Annotated in this window: 16 protein-coding genes; 13 read left to right on the top strand and 3 right to left on the bottom strand. The window is 54.4% G+C overall.

The genetic code is table 11. From position 1 onward, the window contains the following. Positions 1-15: 15 nt before the first annotated feature. The 4 genes from N512_RS0108745 to N512_RS0108730 all read left to right on the top strand — a co-directional run bounded on the left by N512_RS0108745 (position 16) and on the right by N512_RS0108730 (position 4,064). Complete coding sequence (locus N512_RS0108745; protein WP_025888534.1) at positions 16-399, top strand: RidA family protein; 384 nt, start codon at positions 16-18, stop codon at positions 397-399. A gap of 57 nt (positions 400-456) precedes the next feature. Continuing rightward, positions 457-1,149, top strand: coding sequence for a tRNA (guanosine(18)-2'-O)-methyltransferase TrmH (gene trmH, locus N512_RS0108740; RefSeq protein ID WP_028780076.1), 693 nt, complete (start codon positions 457-459; stop codon positions 1,147-1,149). 159 nt (positions 1,150-1,308) lie between these two features. Continuing rightward, positions 1,309-2,964: an AMP-binding protein gene (locus N512_RS0108735; RefSeq protein WP_028780075.1), complete on the top strand. Its 1,656-nt coding sequence runs from the start codon at positions 1,309-1,311 to the stop codon at positions 2,962-2,964. Between the two features lie 170 nt (positions 2,965-3,134). Then, positions 3,135-4,064: a calcium/sodium antiporter gene (locus N512_RS0108730; RefSeq protein WP_028780074.1), complete on the top strand. Its 930-nt coding sequence runs from the start codon at positions 3,135-3,137 to the stop codon at positions 4,062-4,064. 151 nt (positions 4,065-4,215) lie between these two features. On the opposite strand, the gene N512_RS22620 is transcribed toward N512_RS0108730, so the two are convergent. Continuing rightward, complete coding sequence (locus tag N512_RS22620; RefSeq protein WP_051472723.1) at positions 4,216-4,524, bottom strand: DUF3332 family protein; 309 nt, start codon at positions 4,522-4,524, stop codon at positions 4,216-4,218. Positions 4,525-4,613: 89 nt separating this feature from the next. On the opposite strand from N512_RS22620, the gene N512_RS0108720 reads away from it, so the two are divergent. The 3 genes from N512_RS0108720 (at position 4,614) to N512_RS0108710 (ending at position 7,208) form a co-directional block, all read left to right on the top strand. Continuing rightward, positions 4,614-5,288: a tetratricopeptide repeat protein gene (locus N512_RS0108720; protein ID WP_028780073.1), complete on the top strand. Its 675-nt coding sequence runs from the start codon at positions 4,614-4,616 to the stop codon at positions 5,286-5,288. A gap of 136 nt (positions 5,289-5,424) precedes the next feature. Beyond that, entirely contained in the window at positions 5,425-6,615 is a 1,191-nt protein-coding gene (locus N512_RS22615) for a sensor histidine kinase (RefSeq protein WP_081737119.1), read from the top strand. After that, positions 6,612-7,208: a response regulator transcription factor gene (locus tag N512_RS0108710; RefSeq protein ID WP_025010119.1), complete on the top strand. Its 597-nt coding sequence runs from the start codon at positions 6,612-6,614 to the stop codon at positions 7,206-7,208. Before N512_RS22615 ends, N512_RS0108710 begins: the two co-directional genes overlap by 4 nt. A 126-nt stretch (positions 7,209-7,334) precedes the next feature. Here the strand turns inward: N512_RS0108710 and N512_RS0108705 are convergent, their stop codons facing one another. Beyond that, entirely contained in the window at positions 7,335-8,888 is a 1,554-nt protein-coding gene (locus tag N512_RS0108705) for an L-lactate permease (protein ID WP_028780072.1), read from the bottom strand. Positions 8,889-9,011: 123 nt separating this feature from the next. Continuing rightward, the gene (locus N512_RS0108700) at positions 9,012-10,304 is read right to left on the bottom strand and encodes an amino acid permease (protein ID WP_037474554.1); all 1,293 of its coding nucleotides are present in this window, start codon (positions 10,302-10,304) and stop codon (positions 9,012-9,014) included. A 515-nt stretch (positions 10,305-10,819) separates the two neighbouring features. Between N512_RS0108700 and N512_RS0108695 the strand changes: the two genes are divergently transcribed. The 6 genes from N512_RS0108695 (at position 10,820) to N512_RS0108670 (ending at position 16,062) form a co-directional block, all read left to right on the top strand. Beyond that, positions 10,820-11,287 carry a hypothetical protein gene (locus tag N512_RS0108695; protein ID WP_028780070.1) on the top strand — a complete coding sequence of 156 codons (468 nt, stop codon included), beginning with the start codon at positions 10,820-10,822 and terminating at the stop codon, positions 11,285-11,287. A 46-nt stretch (positions 11,288-11,333) separates the two neighbouring features. Beyond that, entirely contained in the window at positions 11,334-11,702 is a 369-nt protein-coding gene (locus N512_RS0108690; RefSeq protein ID WP_028780069.1) for a nuclear transport factor 2 family protein, read from the top strand. Between the two features lie 45 nt (positions 11,703-11,747). Continuing rightward, the gene (locus N512_RS0108685; RefSeq protein WP_028780068.1) at positions 11,748-12,353 is read left to right on the top strand and encodes a hypothetical protein; all 606 of its coding nucleotides are present in this window, start codon (positions 11,748-11,750) and stop codon (positions 12,351-12,353) included. 168 nt (positions 12,354-12,521) lie between these two features. Next, positions 12,522-12,761 (top strand): YrhK family protein, encoded by a 240-nt coding sequence (locus N512_RS22610; protein ID WP_037474551.1) that lies wholly within the window; start codon positions 12,522-12,524, stop codon positions 12,759-12,761. A 170-nt stretch (positions 12,762-12,931) separates the two neighbouring features. After that, positions 12,932-15,007 carry an ATP-dependent DNA helicase RecG gene (gene recG / locus N512_RS0108675; protein ID WP_025010126.1) on the top strand — a complete coding sequence of 692 codons (2,076 nt, stop codon included), beginning with the start codon at positions 12,932-12,934 and terminating at the stop codon, positions 15,005-15,007. A 188-nt stretch (positions 15,008-15,195) separates the two neighbouring features. Next, positions 15,196-16,062, top strand: a complete 867-nt coding sequence (locus N512_RS0108670) for a DUF3014 domain-containing protein (RefSeq protein WP_028780067.1) — start codon at positions 15,196-15,198, stop codon at positions 16,060-16,062. Positions 16,063-16,097 lie beyond the last annotated feature (35 nt).

Below are 16,097 nucleotides of genomic sequence, written 5' to 3'. Positions count from 1 at the left end.
AAAAGAGAGAGCGTTATGGCAGAGAAGATCATCATAGCAACAGACAAGGCTCCCGCCGCTATCGGCACCTACTCCCAGGCAGTCAAAGTGGGCAGCACAGTCTACCTGTCCGGGCAGATCCCGCTGGACCCAGCCACCATGGCACTGGCCGGTGACGACTTTGAAACCCAGGTTGTACGGGTATTCGACAACCTCAAGGCCGTCTGTGAAGCCGCCGGCGGTTCCATGGCCGATATCGTCAAGCTGAATATCTATATGCTGGATCTGGGCAACTTTGCCACGGTCAACGAAATCATGAGCCGTTACTTTAACCAGCCTTACCCGGCCCGCGCCGCCATCGGCGTGAAAGAGCTGCCAAAGGGCTCTCTGGTCGAGATGGACGGTGTGATGGAACTCTGAGTTCCCTCCCCAATACAGGGCGCTACGGCGCCCTTTTTCATATAGGATCCCCCGCCAATGAGCCCCGAACGCTTCGCTCGCATCAACCAAATGCTGGACATGCGCCAGCCGGATCTGAGCCTGATCCTGGACAGAGTCCACAAGAGCAACAATATTTCCGCCGCGCTGCGCAGTGCCGATGCTGTGGGTATCCACGAAATCCATGCGGTCTGGCCCGATGCCGATATGCGCCTGTCCGGCAATACCGCCTCCGGCAGTCAGCAGTGGGTCAAAACCATTAAACACTATGACTTCGCCTCGGCTGCCAAGGCCTGCAAGGCGCGCGGGATGCAGCTGGTCGCCACCCATTTCGGCCCTCAGGCCCGTGACTTTAGGGAGCTGGATTACCGCCGCCCCACCGCCTTTATTGTCGGTAATGAACGTGATGGTATCAGCGCCGAAGCCCTGGCCACCGCCGACGAGCAGGTAGTGATCCCCATGGTCGGCATGGTGCAATCCCTCAATGTCTCGGTGGCGTCGGCGCTGCTGCTGTATGAGGCGCAGCGTCAGCGGCAGGAGGCCGGGCTCTATGGCGCCCGCAAGCTGGACAATGACTATTGCCAGACCATGTTGTTTGAGCAAGGCCACCCCATTTATGCCAAAGCCTGTCGGCGCAAAGGTATTCCCTACCCGGCCATAGACGCGCAGGGCCAAATAGTCGCCGCTGCCGACTGGTGGCAACGGATGCGTGAACCCGTCCCCGAACTGTGAAGCTTTTCAAACAACCGATTAAATATTGCGCCAGATCACAATTATCGCCATACTGGTTTGGCCACTGCATAGCGAAACTAACAGATAATCAGATCGTTGCAGCCGCCGTGGGGGAAGCTGCAGCTACGCAGATAACAAGAACAGTAAAGGGGACACCCCATGGAAGCATCATTCAAGAGCCCGGTGGAAATGCTCGACCACTGGGTAGAGACTCAAGGCGATGAGATCTATCTCAGGCAGCCGATCAACGGCCAATATCAGGATCTGACCTGGCGTCAGGTACAGGCCAAGGTGCAACAACTCTGCGGCGGCCTGCGTCACTTGGGGCTGCATCCCGGCGACAAGATAGCCGTGCTGTCAAAAAACTGCGCCGAATGGTTCATTACCGATCTGGCGCTGATGCACGGCGGCTATATCAGTGTGCCCATCTACCCCACGGCCAATGCCGATACCATACGCTACGTGCTAGAACACAGTGGCTGTAAGGCCATCATGCTGGGTAAGCTGGATCACTGGGCCGATCAGGAAGCCGGTGTCGGCGGTGATATTCTGCGCCTGGCAATGCCTTATGACACAATGCCGGCTCAGTATCAATGGCAGCAGCTGTTGAATCTCGGTACACCTCTGGTGGATGCCCCTTATCCCGAGGCCGAGCAGGTGATGACGCTGATCTACACCTCAGGTTCCACCGGCAAGCCCAAGGGCGCCATCCAAACCTTCGGCAGCTACGGCTGGACCTGTAATGCCGTGGTGCGCGATCTCAAGACAGATGGGAAAGACAGACTGCTGTCCTACCTGCCGCTGGCCCATATCACAGAGCGGGTGGCGATAGAGGGTTCCTCCTTCTATTCCGGCTCCTGCGTTGCCTTTGTCGAAACCCTCGACAGCTTTGTTGCCGATGTGCAGCGAATGCGGCCAACGGTGTTCTTCTCGGTACCTCGGCTGTGGACCCTGTTCCAGAAGAACATTATCGATAAGGTCGGCTACGCCAGACTCAATCTGCTGCTGAAGATCCCCCTCATCAGCCATCTGGTCAAACGCAAGATCCATAAAGGGCTGGGGCTGGACAAGTGTCGTTTGCTCGGTTCAGGTTCGGCGCCGATACCGCCATCACTGGTGGAGTGGTATCACAGCATAGGTTTGGATATCTGCGAAGCCTGGGGCATGACAGAAAACTGCGCCTACTCAATCATCAACTTTCCCTTCGATGCCAGCAAGATAGGCACTGTCGGCAAGCCGGTGATCGGCTGCGAAGTCAAGCAGGCGGCCAATGGCGAACTGCTGGTGAAGAGCCCGGGATTGATGCGTGAATACTACAAGGCGCCGGAAGCCACAGCCGCCGCCTTCGATGAAGAGGGCTTCTTCCTCACCGGCGATCTCTGCGCCATAGATGCCGACGGTTGCGTCAGCATCACAGGCCGGGTCAAGGATAACTTCAAGACCGCCAAGGGCAAGTATGTGGCGCCAGTGCCGATTGAACGTAAGCTGGCGCAGGATCCCCATGTGGAACTCATCTGTGTCATCGGCCTGGGACTGCCTCACCCTGTGGCTTTGGTGCAACTCTCTGAAGGGGCGGCGCTGCAAGCCAGAGAAGAGGTGCGCGCCTCGCTCAAGGCCACTGTGGATGCGGTTAACCCCAACCTGGAATCCCATGAAACCGTGGAAGCGGTTCTGGTGGTCAAGGAGCCCTGGACCATAGAGAACGACGTGCTGACCCCAACGCTGAAAATCAAGCGTCATGTGTTGGAGAACAGATACGCCAGCCGGATGGAAGGCATCCGCGGTGCCAAGGTCGTTTGGGAAGATGAAATCTAGAGCCGACGCACCTTGGTTTATCTGATCATCCCGGCTTCGGCCGGGATTTTTGTGACATATTCTGTCAAAAAGAGGTTGCCTTCGGGGGGGAAACCCTTATGCTGGCAGCCCAAACACATTCATCGGTGCCGTTCTGCATGGCACCTTACTGACAGGAAAAGCGGTTTTCAATGTTGATTGCACTCTCTATTCTCGGCGGCTTCTTGATCCTGACTCTGGGAGCAGAAGCCTTGGTTCGCGGCGCCAGCGTCATCGCCCTGCGCCTGGGGATCACCCCGCTGGTGATCGGCCTGACGATCGTCGCCTTCGGCACCAGCGCGCCCGAGCTGGCAGTGAGCGTTAAGTCAGCACTGGCCGGTAGCCCAGGCATTGCCCTGGGTAACGTGGTGGGCTCCAATATCGCCAATATCGGTCTGATCCTGGCCCTGACCGCACTGATCCGCCCGATAGGGGTACAGTCACAGATGGTCAGACGCGACATTCCGCTGATGATAGGCGCCTCTATTTTGATGTGGCTGCTGGTACTCGACGGTGAACTGAGCCTGATTGACGGCGCCGTACTGACCAGCTTACTGGTAGGCTACCTGTTGCTCAGCTATTTCAGCAGCAAGGGCGAAGATACTGACGAGCCTATTGAAGGCCCCAAGAACCCTCTGTTGTCGCTGCTGTTTATCATCGCCGGTATCGGCATGTTGGTGGGCGGCGGCATACTGTTTGTCGATGGCGCGGTCGAGTTGGCCCGTACCTTCGGTATCAGCGAAGTAGTGATCGGCCTGACCATTATTGCCATAGGCACCAGCATGCCGGAATTGGTGACCTCGATTCTGGCCGCTCTCAAGGGCCAGAGCGATATCGCCATAGGTAATGTGGTTGGCTCCAACCTGTTCAACCTGCTGGGGATCCTCGGGGTCACGGCCTTGGTGCATCCTATCAGCTCAGCCGGTTTCAGTAGCCTGGACTTCAGCGTGATGCTAACCCTGGCACTGTTGGTGTTGCCCTTTGCCTGGAGCGGTTTTCGTATCGGTCGCCGCGAAGGCGCCATATTATTGCTGGGTTACTGCGGCTATATGGGCTATCTGGTTACCCACGCCAGCGCCTGAATCTGAGTACGCCACTGGCAACTGAATGCTTCTGAAAAGCTTTGTTGCCAAGCCGCAGTAGCATAAAAAAATCCCGGGTTTTGACGTCAAGAATGGATAGTCAAAAACCCGGGATATCATCAAGTTAAGGGCTCAAGCAGCCCAAGAGCGCTCAGGAGCGAGCCGCTAGATAACTCTCCATTTCAGCTATGCTGACACTGGCAATGAATTGCTGATCCAGGTAGAAGTCCACCATCTCCCCCTGCTTGCGCCCCAGCATTACCTGCTTGGTGCCATCTTCATAGCTCAACGTCATCGCCAGGGTATTGTCATCTATGGCTGACATGCTGGCACGGCTCAGTTTTACCGGTGCAGTGGTCAGTTCCTTATCCAGTTTATGATTGATCTTGAAGACGGCATCGGCCGGCATATCCACCAAGGCCGGTGACTTGCCGGTAATGATGACATTTGTCACCTGCAACTTATGACCTTTGTGAATACCGCCAATTCAGGCTCTCGGGAATACTAAACCCGACTCAGATTCGAGTCTGTTCATCCAAGGAGCGAATGATGCGTAAACTCACACTGTTATTGGGCCTGAGTCTGGCCCTCTCAACCCAGGCAGCCACCATTGATGAAATTGATGCCGCTGCAAATCAAATCGACATTGACACCTTGAGCCTCTACGCCGACAACAGTCAGGGATATCAACAGGCCTACGCCAACTATCGTTTGGCTGTCAGCGCCAATATACTTGGCCAGCTTCAGACCCGGGATCAGGCCTTGGCCACTGCGGCCGAAAGCCTGGCTCAACCGAACTTCAACAATGACGGCGAAGCTCTGGCACTTCTGTCTGCCGTTTATGGTATGCAGATAACCGCCAATCCAAGCCAATCGGCAACCTTGGGGAAAGCTGCAGGCAAGTCTCTGCAAAATGCCAGACAACTGGCGCCCAACAGCCCCAGAGTCGCGCTCATTGGCGCCATCTCCAGTTTCTATACGCCTGTCGAGTATGGTGGCAGCAGTGACAGAGCCCTGCAGGAAATTGAACGCGCCCTGAAACTCTATGCCAATCCCTGCAGCGATATCTGCTGGGGTCAGGCCGAAGCTTACACCTGGCGGGGAGTGATACAGCAACAGCTGGGGCAATCCAAAGCCGCCAGCCGGAGTTGGCAACAAGCGCTGGCACTGGATCCTGACTACACCTGGGCGGGTTTTCTTCTGTCAAAACAAACGCAGCAATAAGGGAAGGTGCGAACCAGAGTGCCACTGGGGCTTATTCGCACCACCTTAAGGTCTCGACCGGATCTCCGCCCGGGGATCCGGTTTACTTGTGCACCGATACACGCCATTATTTGCGCTGGAGATGCGAGGACAACCGATGCAGGATCCACAGACTCAAACCGAACTCAAACTGGCCAAATACTATCTGGTCAATCTGGCCTTTTACTTTATCCCACTGTTTATTATGCCGGTGTCGCCCTGGCAATGGCTCGCCAGTCTGCTGGTTTTGCCGCCCTTTATCTACTGTTATTTTTGCGCCTATGGCGCCGATAGGGCTAAAGTGCACTGGCCAATTCTGGGGATCATCCTACTGGCTATCTTGATCACCCCCGCCAATCCGGGTTCTTTGTCGCTGTTTACCTTCGCCGCCTTCTTTATCGGCTTTTTTTATCCTCTCAGGCTGCTCTTGCCGGCATTATTGTTGATCGCCCTGGTGCTACTGGCATTGAATCTATTGCTGGGTTTTAACGGCCTCTATTTTGTCTATTATGGCTGCGGCCTGACAGCCGCTATCTCTCTGCTTGGGGTCGCCGAACGCAAACGCCAACAGGCCAAACGACAAGCCCGCCGTAGCGAAGAGGAGATCCGTGCCCTGGCGACCATGTTGGAGCGGGAGCGTATCGGAAGAGATTTGCACGACCTCATGGGACATCAACTTTCTTCCATCGCCCTCAAGGCCGAGCTGGCAAACAAGCTGCTGCAAAAAAATGATCTGCAAGCCAGTCGGGAACAACTCACTGAACTGGCGCAGATTGCCCGTGACAGCCTGAGCCAAATTCGCCGGGCTGTGGCCGACTATCGGCATCAGGGGCTGGATAGCTGCTGCGCCCAACTCTGTCGGCGCTTGCGCGAAAAAGGCTTGGCGGTCAGCCTGGAGGGGGAACTGCCTGTGCTGTCGCCACTGGCAGAAAGCCAACTGATACTGATCCTGACCGAACTGGTGAGCAATATTCTCAGGCACAGTGATGCCACAGAGGCACACTTGAGCTTTACCCTGGAGCCTCAACTTACTATTTGCCTGCGAGACAACGGCACGATAAGGCTCAAACCCACTCCGGGGAACGGCCTCAAAGGCATAGCCGAGCGGCTTGCCCTCTTGGGTGGCGAACTGCAAATCGATACAGCAAAGGGTTTCAGCGCTCTTTTACTGCTGCCCAGACAACAGCTGTTATCGGCCCAGGGAGAGGGCATTGAGAAAGCAAAGAGCACAGTGAAGACCGAGAGTACCGAGAACATGGACAAGCTCGCCCAAGAGCAACATAAAAATCCCCAGGAGGGCCAGGTATGAAGATATTGCTGGCAGAAGATCAGGCCATGGTTCGCGGCGCGCTTGCCGGCCTGCTGCAACTGTCCGGGGACTTCAGCGTCACCCAGGCCACGGATGGCGACCAGGCATTGGCATTGCTCAAGACCGAGGATTTTCAACTGCTGCTGACAGATATCGAAATGCCCGGCACTTCGGGGCTGGAGCTGGCTGCCTGGGTCGCCCGAGAGCAACCTGCGCTGAAGACCATTATCATCACCACCTTTGGCCGCGCCGGCTATATCAAACGGGCGCTGGAGGCCGGTGTCTGCGGCTTCCTGCTAAAGGATGCCCCGGTGGAGGAACTGGTCGAGGCCATTGCCAAGGTGATGCAGGGTAAAAAAGTCATTGCCCCCGAACTGGCCATGCTGGCTCTTGGGGAGCAAGACCCACTCTCCGACAAGGAACGCCGTGCCCTGCGACTGGCCGCCGAGGGCAAGAGCAGCGGCGAGATTGCCGCCGCTCTCTTTATCAGTGAAGGCACAGTGCGCAACTATCTGTCGGAAGCCATCAACAAGCTGGGAGCCTCCAATCGTATCGATGCCGCCCGAATCGCCAAACAAAAGGGCTGGCTGTAAGCAGGCGGGCAAGTAACAAGCATACAGCCACTACTCAGGCCTGTTAGTGGCAAGCTCTCTTTGCACAAAGAGTACGCGAGACAATAACTCCTCGCGTAAACTCCTCGTCGAAGAAACTCTCTGACATCAGCTCATAAACAGGTAATACACCAGGCCCACCTTAAGCCCCAGGATCAAGATGTAAGCCATACAGTATTTGATGGTACCGGACATGATAGCGCTGCCCTGGCCCTCCATCCGGGCCGCCGACACGGCAATGGCTATGCTCTGGGGCGAGATCATTTTCCCGCCCGTGGCTCCGGAGGTATTGGCGGCAGCCAGCCACAGCGGATCCACCTGCAGCTTTTCCGCAGCCACTGTCTGCAACTTACCAAACAGCACATTGGAGTTGGTATCGCTGCCGGTGGCAAAAGTCCCCAACGCGCCAATCAAGGGGGCGATAAACAGGTACGCCCCTCCGGTAATATTCACCAGGGTATGGGCCATATCTGTTATCAGACCGCTGACATCCATCACGGTTGCCATCGCCACTATGGCGGTGATGGCTATGATGGAGTTTTTCAGTTGCTTTAACGTCGCGCTGAACACCTTTAACATGCTGGCCAATGAAGCTCCCTGAAGGGAGCCGCCGATAAGGGTCGCCAGAATGATCAAGACCCCCGGCGAGGCTATCCAGTCAATGGTCAAACTCAGCTCCACCCCATTGGCAAGCGGAAATACCGGCTTGGAAGACACCTGAGTCAGCAGGCTCTTGATTTCCGGAAACAGCGGCGAGCACAGCAGAATAAACACAAAGATCAGCAGATAGATGGCGCAGGCTTTGAAGATTTGTCCGCCACTGTAGTGGCCCGTGATGCGGCACTGGTCATTGTCGATACGATAAGCGGCAGGGGTGGGCTTTTGGCGTTTTTTAGCCATCAAGGCCACCACCAGCAAACTGACCAAACTGCCGGCAAAGGCGGGCAACTCAGCTCCCAGATGAATGGCGACAAAGTACTGCGGCAGCAGTGTTGCAATTCCACATACCAGCGTAATGCCAAACACTCCCCGTATCGCCTTGAGTCCATCCCCTATGATGGCGACAATCACAAAAGGCAGCAGCAAGGTAAACAGTGCCAGCTGCGCGATAACTGTGCCGCTCAGCTCAGTCACAGGCAGGTTTACCTGCTCAGCCAGAATCGACACAGGGATCCCCACGGCACCAAACGCCGTAGGCACTGTGTTGGCCACCAGAGAAGCAATCGCCGCCTTCAGCGGCTTGAAACCCAAAGCAATCAATATCCCGATAGGAATCGCCACTGCAGTACCGTATCCAGCGGCGGCCTCGAGAAATCCGCCAAAACACCAGGAGATCAGCAACACCTGGATCCGCTTATCGTCGCTGATCCCGGCGAGAAGGTTTTTCAGTACCTCCATGCTGCGGGTTTGAAGCATCAGGTTATAGCTGAAGATGGCCCCCAGGATCACTATCACTATTGGCCACAAGCCTTTGATAACCCCATAAGCCATGGCCGAGCCCAAGGTCTGTGCCGGGGTATGCCAGAAAATGGTTGCCTCGACCAGGGTCAGTAACAGAGTGATTAACACCGCCTGATGTATCGGCATCTTGATTTTCAGGATCAGCAGGATCATGACCAAGAGCGGTAATACGCCCAGGGAAAACAGCAGATACTCGTGCATAGGATTCCTTAAACGACAGAGATAGAGTGAATTGCGTGATGGATTACGTCCCAAAGCCTGGGGGTGAAGCTGGGTAGGCCTTGAACAGGAAATCCAACCTGCTCAAGGCCTTGCGACAAGGCTTCAGCTGAATGTCAGCAAGGGGGACAGACACAGCAAGATGCCGGTCGCGATAACTATGTAGAGAGACAAGCCCTTATATTTATGCAGCGCAGGCACCCGATAGACCAGGTAAGCCGGGATCAAACATCCCACCAGGCCGAAGATCGGGCTGCTGATGCTGGTAAAGCTGAGCACAGGCGCATTGAAACAGATGGCGCCCCAGGCAAGCAGTATGGTAAACAAAATAATGCCGCGATTGACGTACTTGGTATTGATCTTCTCTTCCGCAGTGGTGCGCCTCAGCAAGTTCATGGTCAGTCCATAACAGGCTTCACGAAACCCCATGTAAACCGCAAAGAAGGCTGTCATAACGGCAAAAATATTCAGGATCAGGCTGAACAGCTTGATGGTGTCTCCGGGGATACCCTGAGCCACCATGGCCAAGGCGGAGATATTCTCATCGTAGGCTTTTAGCGCCTGGTCATGCCCCATGGCCAGGCTGAAAGACACGGCATAGAAAAATACCACTACAAACAAAATGCCAAAGGCCAACTTCATCGCTCTCTGAGCCTTGTAGTGCGCCACCTCTATCGACTTTTCCCTGGCACGATAGGAGATCACCAGAGGGCTCAGGTTGGTCACAAACAGAATCGATGACAGGGTAAATGGCAGCATAACAATAGTGTCTTTGAAGCCACTCTGGGGAGTGGGAACCGCACCTATGTTATTCAGATCCCACTGCTCTATCATCATGACACCCAATATCGCAATCACGCTCAATTTGGTGAGTACCATAAAGGATGAAACCTTGAATAGCAGCGCCTCGCCTCTGGATGCCAGACTCACCAGGATGCAAACCAGTGCCAACCCGTAGAAGGGATTATCGGACAACAGCTGTTTAGTGAGGCCAAAACTCTGCAGGAAAGAAGCGCTGTCATTGGTAATTGCGGTCGAATAAACCAATACCCAAATCACCAACATCAAGAAATAGAGCACACCCAGTAATATTCCCCAGTTTTTCCCCAGATAACCGGAAATCACATCCGGATAATCCCGGCATTTGGGAGATTCCACCAAGGTATTAATAAATAGTTTCTGAAACATATACATGGCTGGATAGCCAATAATGGCCGATAGCAGGAATACCCAAAGTCCCATCAAGCCTATTTGAATGGGCAGAAATACTATCCCCGCGCCAATGGCCATGCCTATACTCATGATCACCCAACCCCAGTCCGTGCTGTCGAAGCGGGTTGCCGCCTTCCACTGTGCCGAGCCCCTGGTGATTTCTACTGCCGATATTGCTGCTGTCATTACGCCCCCTGGTTCAATTATTTTTTATTTATTTTTTGAACCATTTAATATTCAAGGAATATAAATTCCTAATGTATTTTTATTAATCTCAATGAGTTAAATATGGGGCCAAACCTGTATGATTATTGTAAATAGATAAAGTCCACCTCGGCAGATGTATAGACTAAGTTAAGCCAAATGCGGCTCAAATATTGAAGCCAATCTGCTTTAGCAAACATTCCGGCGAAATTTGTATTGCCAATCCAATCGATCAATATGAAATTGGCCGTCCGCAGATGAACTATCTTTCACACTTCCAGCATCCAATGAATATATTTTCATCATAAGTGCATAGAAGTTAATTTATATGAGTTTACCCAAACGCTGCTAATACAGATAAAAAGAGTGCCTGTAGCTGGTTTTCGGGTTCACCGCCGAGGCTAAAAGCTTTACCATGACTCGGCGACCAGCAAAGGCTTGTTGTTTGGACGAGAAGTATCATGGATCCGGTTAGTCCAAGTTAAGGAGAACAATCAATGCGTTGCAGACATTGCGGCTCAGACAGTATCAGACATTTCAAAGCCATTCATGCCGAAGGAACAACAGAAGTGTCAGTCAGCGCCTCGGCCAAACCCGCGTGGAACAACCAACCCTTCTCAGTGCATGGAAAACAAAAACTCAAGGGTAGCGCCCAACTGCAAACCGAACTGGCCAAGCGCTGCTCGCCGCCATCTGACCCTCAGCCCTTGGTGCTATTTCTGGCGGCTTTCCCCGGGCTACTCTTGGGCGGCTACCTGGGGTTTCAGGCAGGCAGCAACTGGAGCAGTTTTTGGCTGGGAGCGCTGTGCTTTTTTGTCTCCTGTTTTACTCTGATCCTGAGCGCCGATTGGCTGTGGAAAAACTACTTGGGAGGGCGAAAGTCGATGCGGCAATACCAGGCGGCACTAAATCAATGGCAGAACTCCTGGTACTGTGGCAAGTGTGCCAAAGTCAGTATTTTTTAAACCTCCTTACCTCTTTGCCGTCACTCATCAGGCCTTGGGAATAACCATGAATCACATCTCAGACATTCAGCAACTGGAAAGCCAACTGCGTAGCGCCATGTTGAATTCGAATATCAATTTGCTGGATAGACTGTTGTCGCCTCAACTGATATTCACCAATCACCTGGGGCAAATGCTCGGCAAAGCAGAGGATCTGCATGCCCACAGCTCAGGCCTGCTCAATATCACTCGGATAGACACCCTGGCCGAAGAGATACGGCTGCATCAGGGGACTGCGATAGTGTCGGCGGAGGTGAATATTCAAGGCAGCTATGCCAAAGCGCCAACCAACGGCCGTTTTCGCTTTACCCGGGTTTGGCTGCGCAGGACAAGCGGCTGGCAACTGATAGCGGCTCACTCGAGCCTGCTGGCTTAAGCACTGGGTTTTACGACAAACTACTGATTTCATGGTGACCATTGTATGACCAAAAAACCACAGCAGGCCAGGCTCTGCCAATATCAGCAGCATATGCTGATGACAAAGCTCGAGGCTGAGCCAGGCAAGTTGAAACTCGTCTGGCGCAGCAGGCAAACGCAACTGAAATACGCGCTTTGGGGACTACTGGCGATGCTTGCCGGAATTCTGGGAGTACTGATGTTGGACCCCGCCAGACAGGACACTTGGTTTACGGCTGCCATCATAGCTATAGTGCTGGGGCTCAGCGGCATCATCATGGGCCTGAACCTCTACCACCTGCTCAAACCCGTTACTCTGGATCTGCAACAGGGCTGCTTCTTCCGGGGCGGAAAAAGCAAGCCTCTCAGTCAACTCTGCCGCATAGAGGTGCAACGCAATACCTATAACGAAAGATTCAGAAGTCACATGCTTGAACACCTGACTGACGAAGAGCTCATAAGTGTCAGCGTGGTACTCTGTTTTGCTGAGCGTGAGCGACTCGGTTTTGGCCTGTTCAAACCTCAAAAGCAGGCCACAGACAAGGCCAGAGCCTACGCGCAAACACTCGCCGAACTGATAGGCTTTAACGGCGAAATAACAGTTACCCAGGGTTCAGGCCTGGGCCGTTAAGTTACGCTACTCTTTAGCCAAGCCTGACAAACCAAAGGGGCCAGCTGTTAACTTAATCCAATGATTATGTTGATATATTTATTTGCATTAAAACAGGGAATTAGATTTGCGCTCGGAGGATGGCAGCGTTAAGGTATCGCGGCGAATCATAACTACCAAGAAGGAACCATGATCGACAGTAAGCAGCGATATTTTGCCGAGCAAGATATCAAAGCCCCCGCCACCCCTCTTCCCAAACACGCCTTGTTCAATACCCTAAGCGACCTGATAGTCGCTCTCTGTTTTCTACTGGGCAGCTTCTTTTTTCTCACAGATGTTCACACTATTATCGGCGCCTGGCTGTTTGTAATAGGCAGTGTTCAGCTACTGATAAAGCCCCTGGTCACCCTGCTCAACTGGTGGCGCTGACAGATTAATCTGCCACCAATATATCAGGGCTTTTGCCATACACTCGCCCCCAGGCAGAAGCCCTGCCACCATTGCGCCACACTTTACCCAGCCGATAAACGCAACGCATTGCCAAGGGCTATTTCTCTGATAGTATATGTATAAATTCACAGTAATCCGGTGCTAAAGGTTTGCAGAGACTGGATCTTATTGCTATCACCGAGCTCAAGGGCGTAGCCGCTAAAATGGCTGAGAAACTGCACAAGCTCGGAATCAACACGGTACAGGATCTGCTGTTCCACCTGCCGCTGCGCTACGAAGACAGAACCCGCATCTACCCCATAGCCAGCCTCACACCCGGCAGCTACGGCACCATAGAAGCCGAAATTCAGTCCAGCCAGATCATCAATGGCCGCAAGCGTATGTTGATCTGCAATGTCCGTGATGACAGCGGCACCATGACCCTGAGGTTCTTCAATTTCTCAGCCGCCCAGCGCAATGCCATGCAACAAGGTCTGACCATTAGAGCCTACGGCGAAGTGCGCCGAGGTAACCACCAGGCCGAGATCATTCATCCGGATTACAAGATACTCAAAGGCGACGAACCGCCCAACCTCAGTGAAACCCTGACGCCCATCTATCCCACCACTGAAGGGCTCAAGCAGGCCAGTTGGATGAAATTGACCGAGCAGGCTCTAAACCTGCTGCAGGAGGACGGACTGCAGGAGTTGCTACCCGAGGCGCTGCGCCCCAATCAGCAAAGCCTGGCTCAGGCGGTGCGCACCCTGCATAGGCCCCCGGCGGATGTCGATATCTACCGTCTGGAACAGGGGCAACACCCGGCGCAGCAACGCCTGGTGCAGGAAGAACTGCTGGCGCATAACCTGTCTATGCTCAAGCTCAGGGAGCGCAGTAATCATGACAAAGCCGTGCCTTTGCCGGCCACCGGCGCTTTACTCAATCCCTTCCTCGCCGCCTTGCCCTTTAAACCTACGGGGGCGCAGCAGCGAGTGGTGGCAGATATCGGCCGCGATATTGAAAAGCCGCAACCCATGATGCGCCTGGTTCAGGGCGATGTTGGCTCGGGCAAGACCCTGGTGGCGGCCATGGCCGCACTGCAGGCGATAGAAAACGGTTATCAGGTGGCCATGATGGCGCCCACAGAGCTGTTGGCCGAGCAACATGCAATTAATTTCAGTCAATGGCTGGAGCCATTGGGGCTCAAAGTCGGCTGGCTGGCGGGCAAGCTCAAGGGCAAGGCCAGGGCTCAGTCGCTGGAGGATATCGCCTCCGGCAGTGCCCACATGGTGATAGGCACCCACGCCATCTTTCAAGAGCAGGTACAGTTTCACAAGCTGGCGTTGATCATCATAGATGAGCAACACAGATTCGGCGTGCATCAGCGCCTGGGGCTGAGAGAGAAAGGCATCAGCCAGGGTTTTCATCCCCACCAGTTGATCATGACGGCGACCCCTATTCCCCGCACCCTGGCGATGACAGCCTATGCGGATTTGGATACCTCCATCATCGACGAGTTGCCACCTGGGCGTACCCCGGTCACCACAGTGGCCATCAGTGACAGTCGGCGTCAGGAGGTGATCGACAGGGTACGTCAGGCGGCGCTCAATGACGGTCGCCAGGCCTACTGGGTCTGCACCCTTATCGAGGAATCAGAGGTGCTCGAATGCCAGGCGGCCGAAGACACCTGCGAAGAACTGCGTGCCGCCCTGCCGGAGCTGAGCATAGGCCTGGTACATGGCCGTATGAAGAGCGCCGAAAAACAACAAGTCATGGACAGCTTCAAACGCGGCGAACTCAAGTTGTTGGTGGCCACCACTGTCATTGAAGTGGGGGTCGATGTGCCCAACGCCAGTCTGATGATCATCGAAAACCCGGAACGGCTCGGGCTGGCACAGCTGCACCAGTTGCGCGGCCGGGTCGGTCGCGGCGCCGTGGCCAGCCACTGCGTCCTGCTGTATAAGGCACCGCTGTCACACACGGCTACCAAACGGCTTGGAGTATTGCGTCAGAGCAACGACGGCTTTGTCATTGCCCAAAAAGATCTGGAGATCCGCGGCCCGGGTGAAGTGTTGGGCACCCGCCAGACAGGTATAGCCGATATGAAGGTGGCCGATCTGGTACGGGATCAGGCGCTTATTCCCCACATCCAGAAACTGGCTCGCCACGTGATGAGCCAGGCACCGGAGAATGTCGATGCCATCATTCAGCGTTGGCTGGGCGACCGGCAGCAGTATGTTCAGGCCTAGTGCGCTAAAAACGTCACAAAGTTGCCGAGAGTTCAGCCGGGGTTCAAGTCAATCACCACAGGATCTGCTCTACTGGCAATATTTCACAAATAAATCCTGCTGCCAGGCGGCCGAACGCTGGACAAGATGGCCAATATTTGCAGAATGGGAGAGGCGCTGCCTCACAGGTATCAATGAAAGGAAATCCAATGCAAGTCAATCAAGAAGATAGAATCGCGCCGCAGGAAAAGTCCTCTGGCAACAGTGGCATTGCTATCATCCTATTGGTGTTGGTATTGCTGATTGCAGGAGGAGCCTACTACTATTTCAGCGGCGAACAAGAGCCGCAGCAAGCAGCAGAGCCCACCCAGGTTGAACTCCCCGAACCCGCTCCCAGCGAACCGCTGCAAACCCAAGTCCAGGTGCCTGAACCTGAAACCGTACCCGAGCCAGAACCTGAAGTGGTTCAGCCCGAAGTCGAGCCGGAACAACCTCTGCCTTCACTGGCCGAAAGTGATGAATATGTTCATGAAAAGGCCGTGGCAATGGCTGATGGCATGAAGATAGAGCCACTGCTGGTTGAACAAGATCTGGTACGCCAGTTCGTGGTGTTTGTCGATAACCTTGCCCAAGGCGAACTGGCCCGTAAAACCAGTCCGATGAAAGGTCCGAGCGACACCTTCACAGTATCTGAAATCTCCAACAAGACCTATCTGGATCCGGATAGCTATCACAGATACGACCTTTACGCCGACTTTCTCACCGGCCTCAACGACGAGCAGTTGCTCAACACCTATCGTCAGTTGTCGCCGCTGCTGGAGCAGGCCTTCGATGAGCTGGGTTATCCCAACCTCAAATTCGATGAGCGGATGCAACAAGCCATCAAGGTGCTGTTGGCAACCCCAGTGATAGAAGATCCTATCGAGCTGTACGCCATCAGCGTGAACTACAAGTTTGTCGATCCCAAACTGGAAGCCCTGCCCAACGCGCAGAAAATGCTGGTACGTATGGGTCCCGACAACACCCGTAAGATCAAGACGGTACTGCGGCGGCTGCAGAGCCAGCTGAGCAACTGAGCGGCATCTGAATCACCCGGCGCCCGCCGGGTGAT

The sequence above is a fragment of the Shewanella sp. 38A_GOM-205m genome (genome assembly GCF_000518445.1).
Taxonomy (GTDB): domain Bacteria; phylum Pseudomonadota; class Gammaproteobacteria; order Enterobacterales; family Shewanellaceae; genus Shewanella; species Shewanella algae.
Note: the sequence above shows the minus strand (reverse complement) of the source record. Positions and strands in the feature narration are given on the sequence as shown.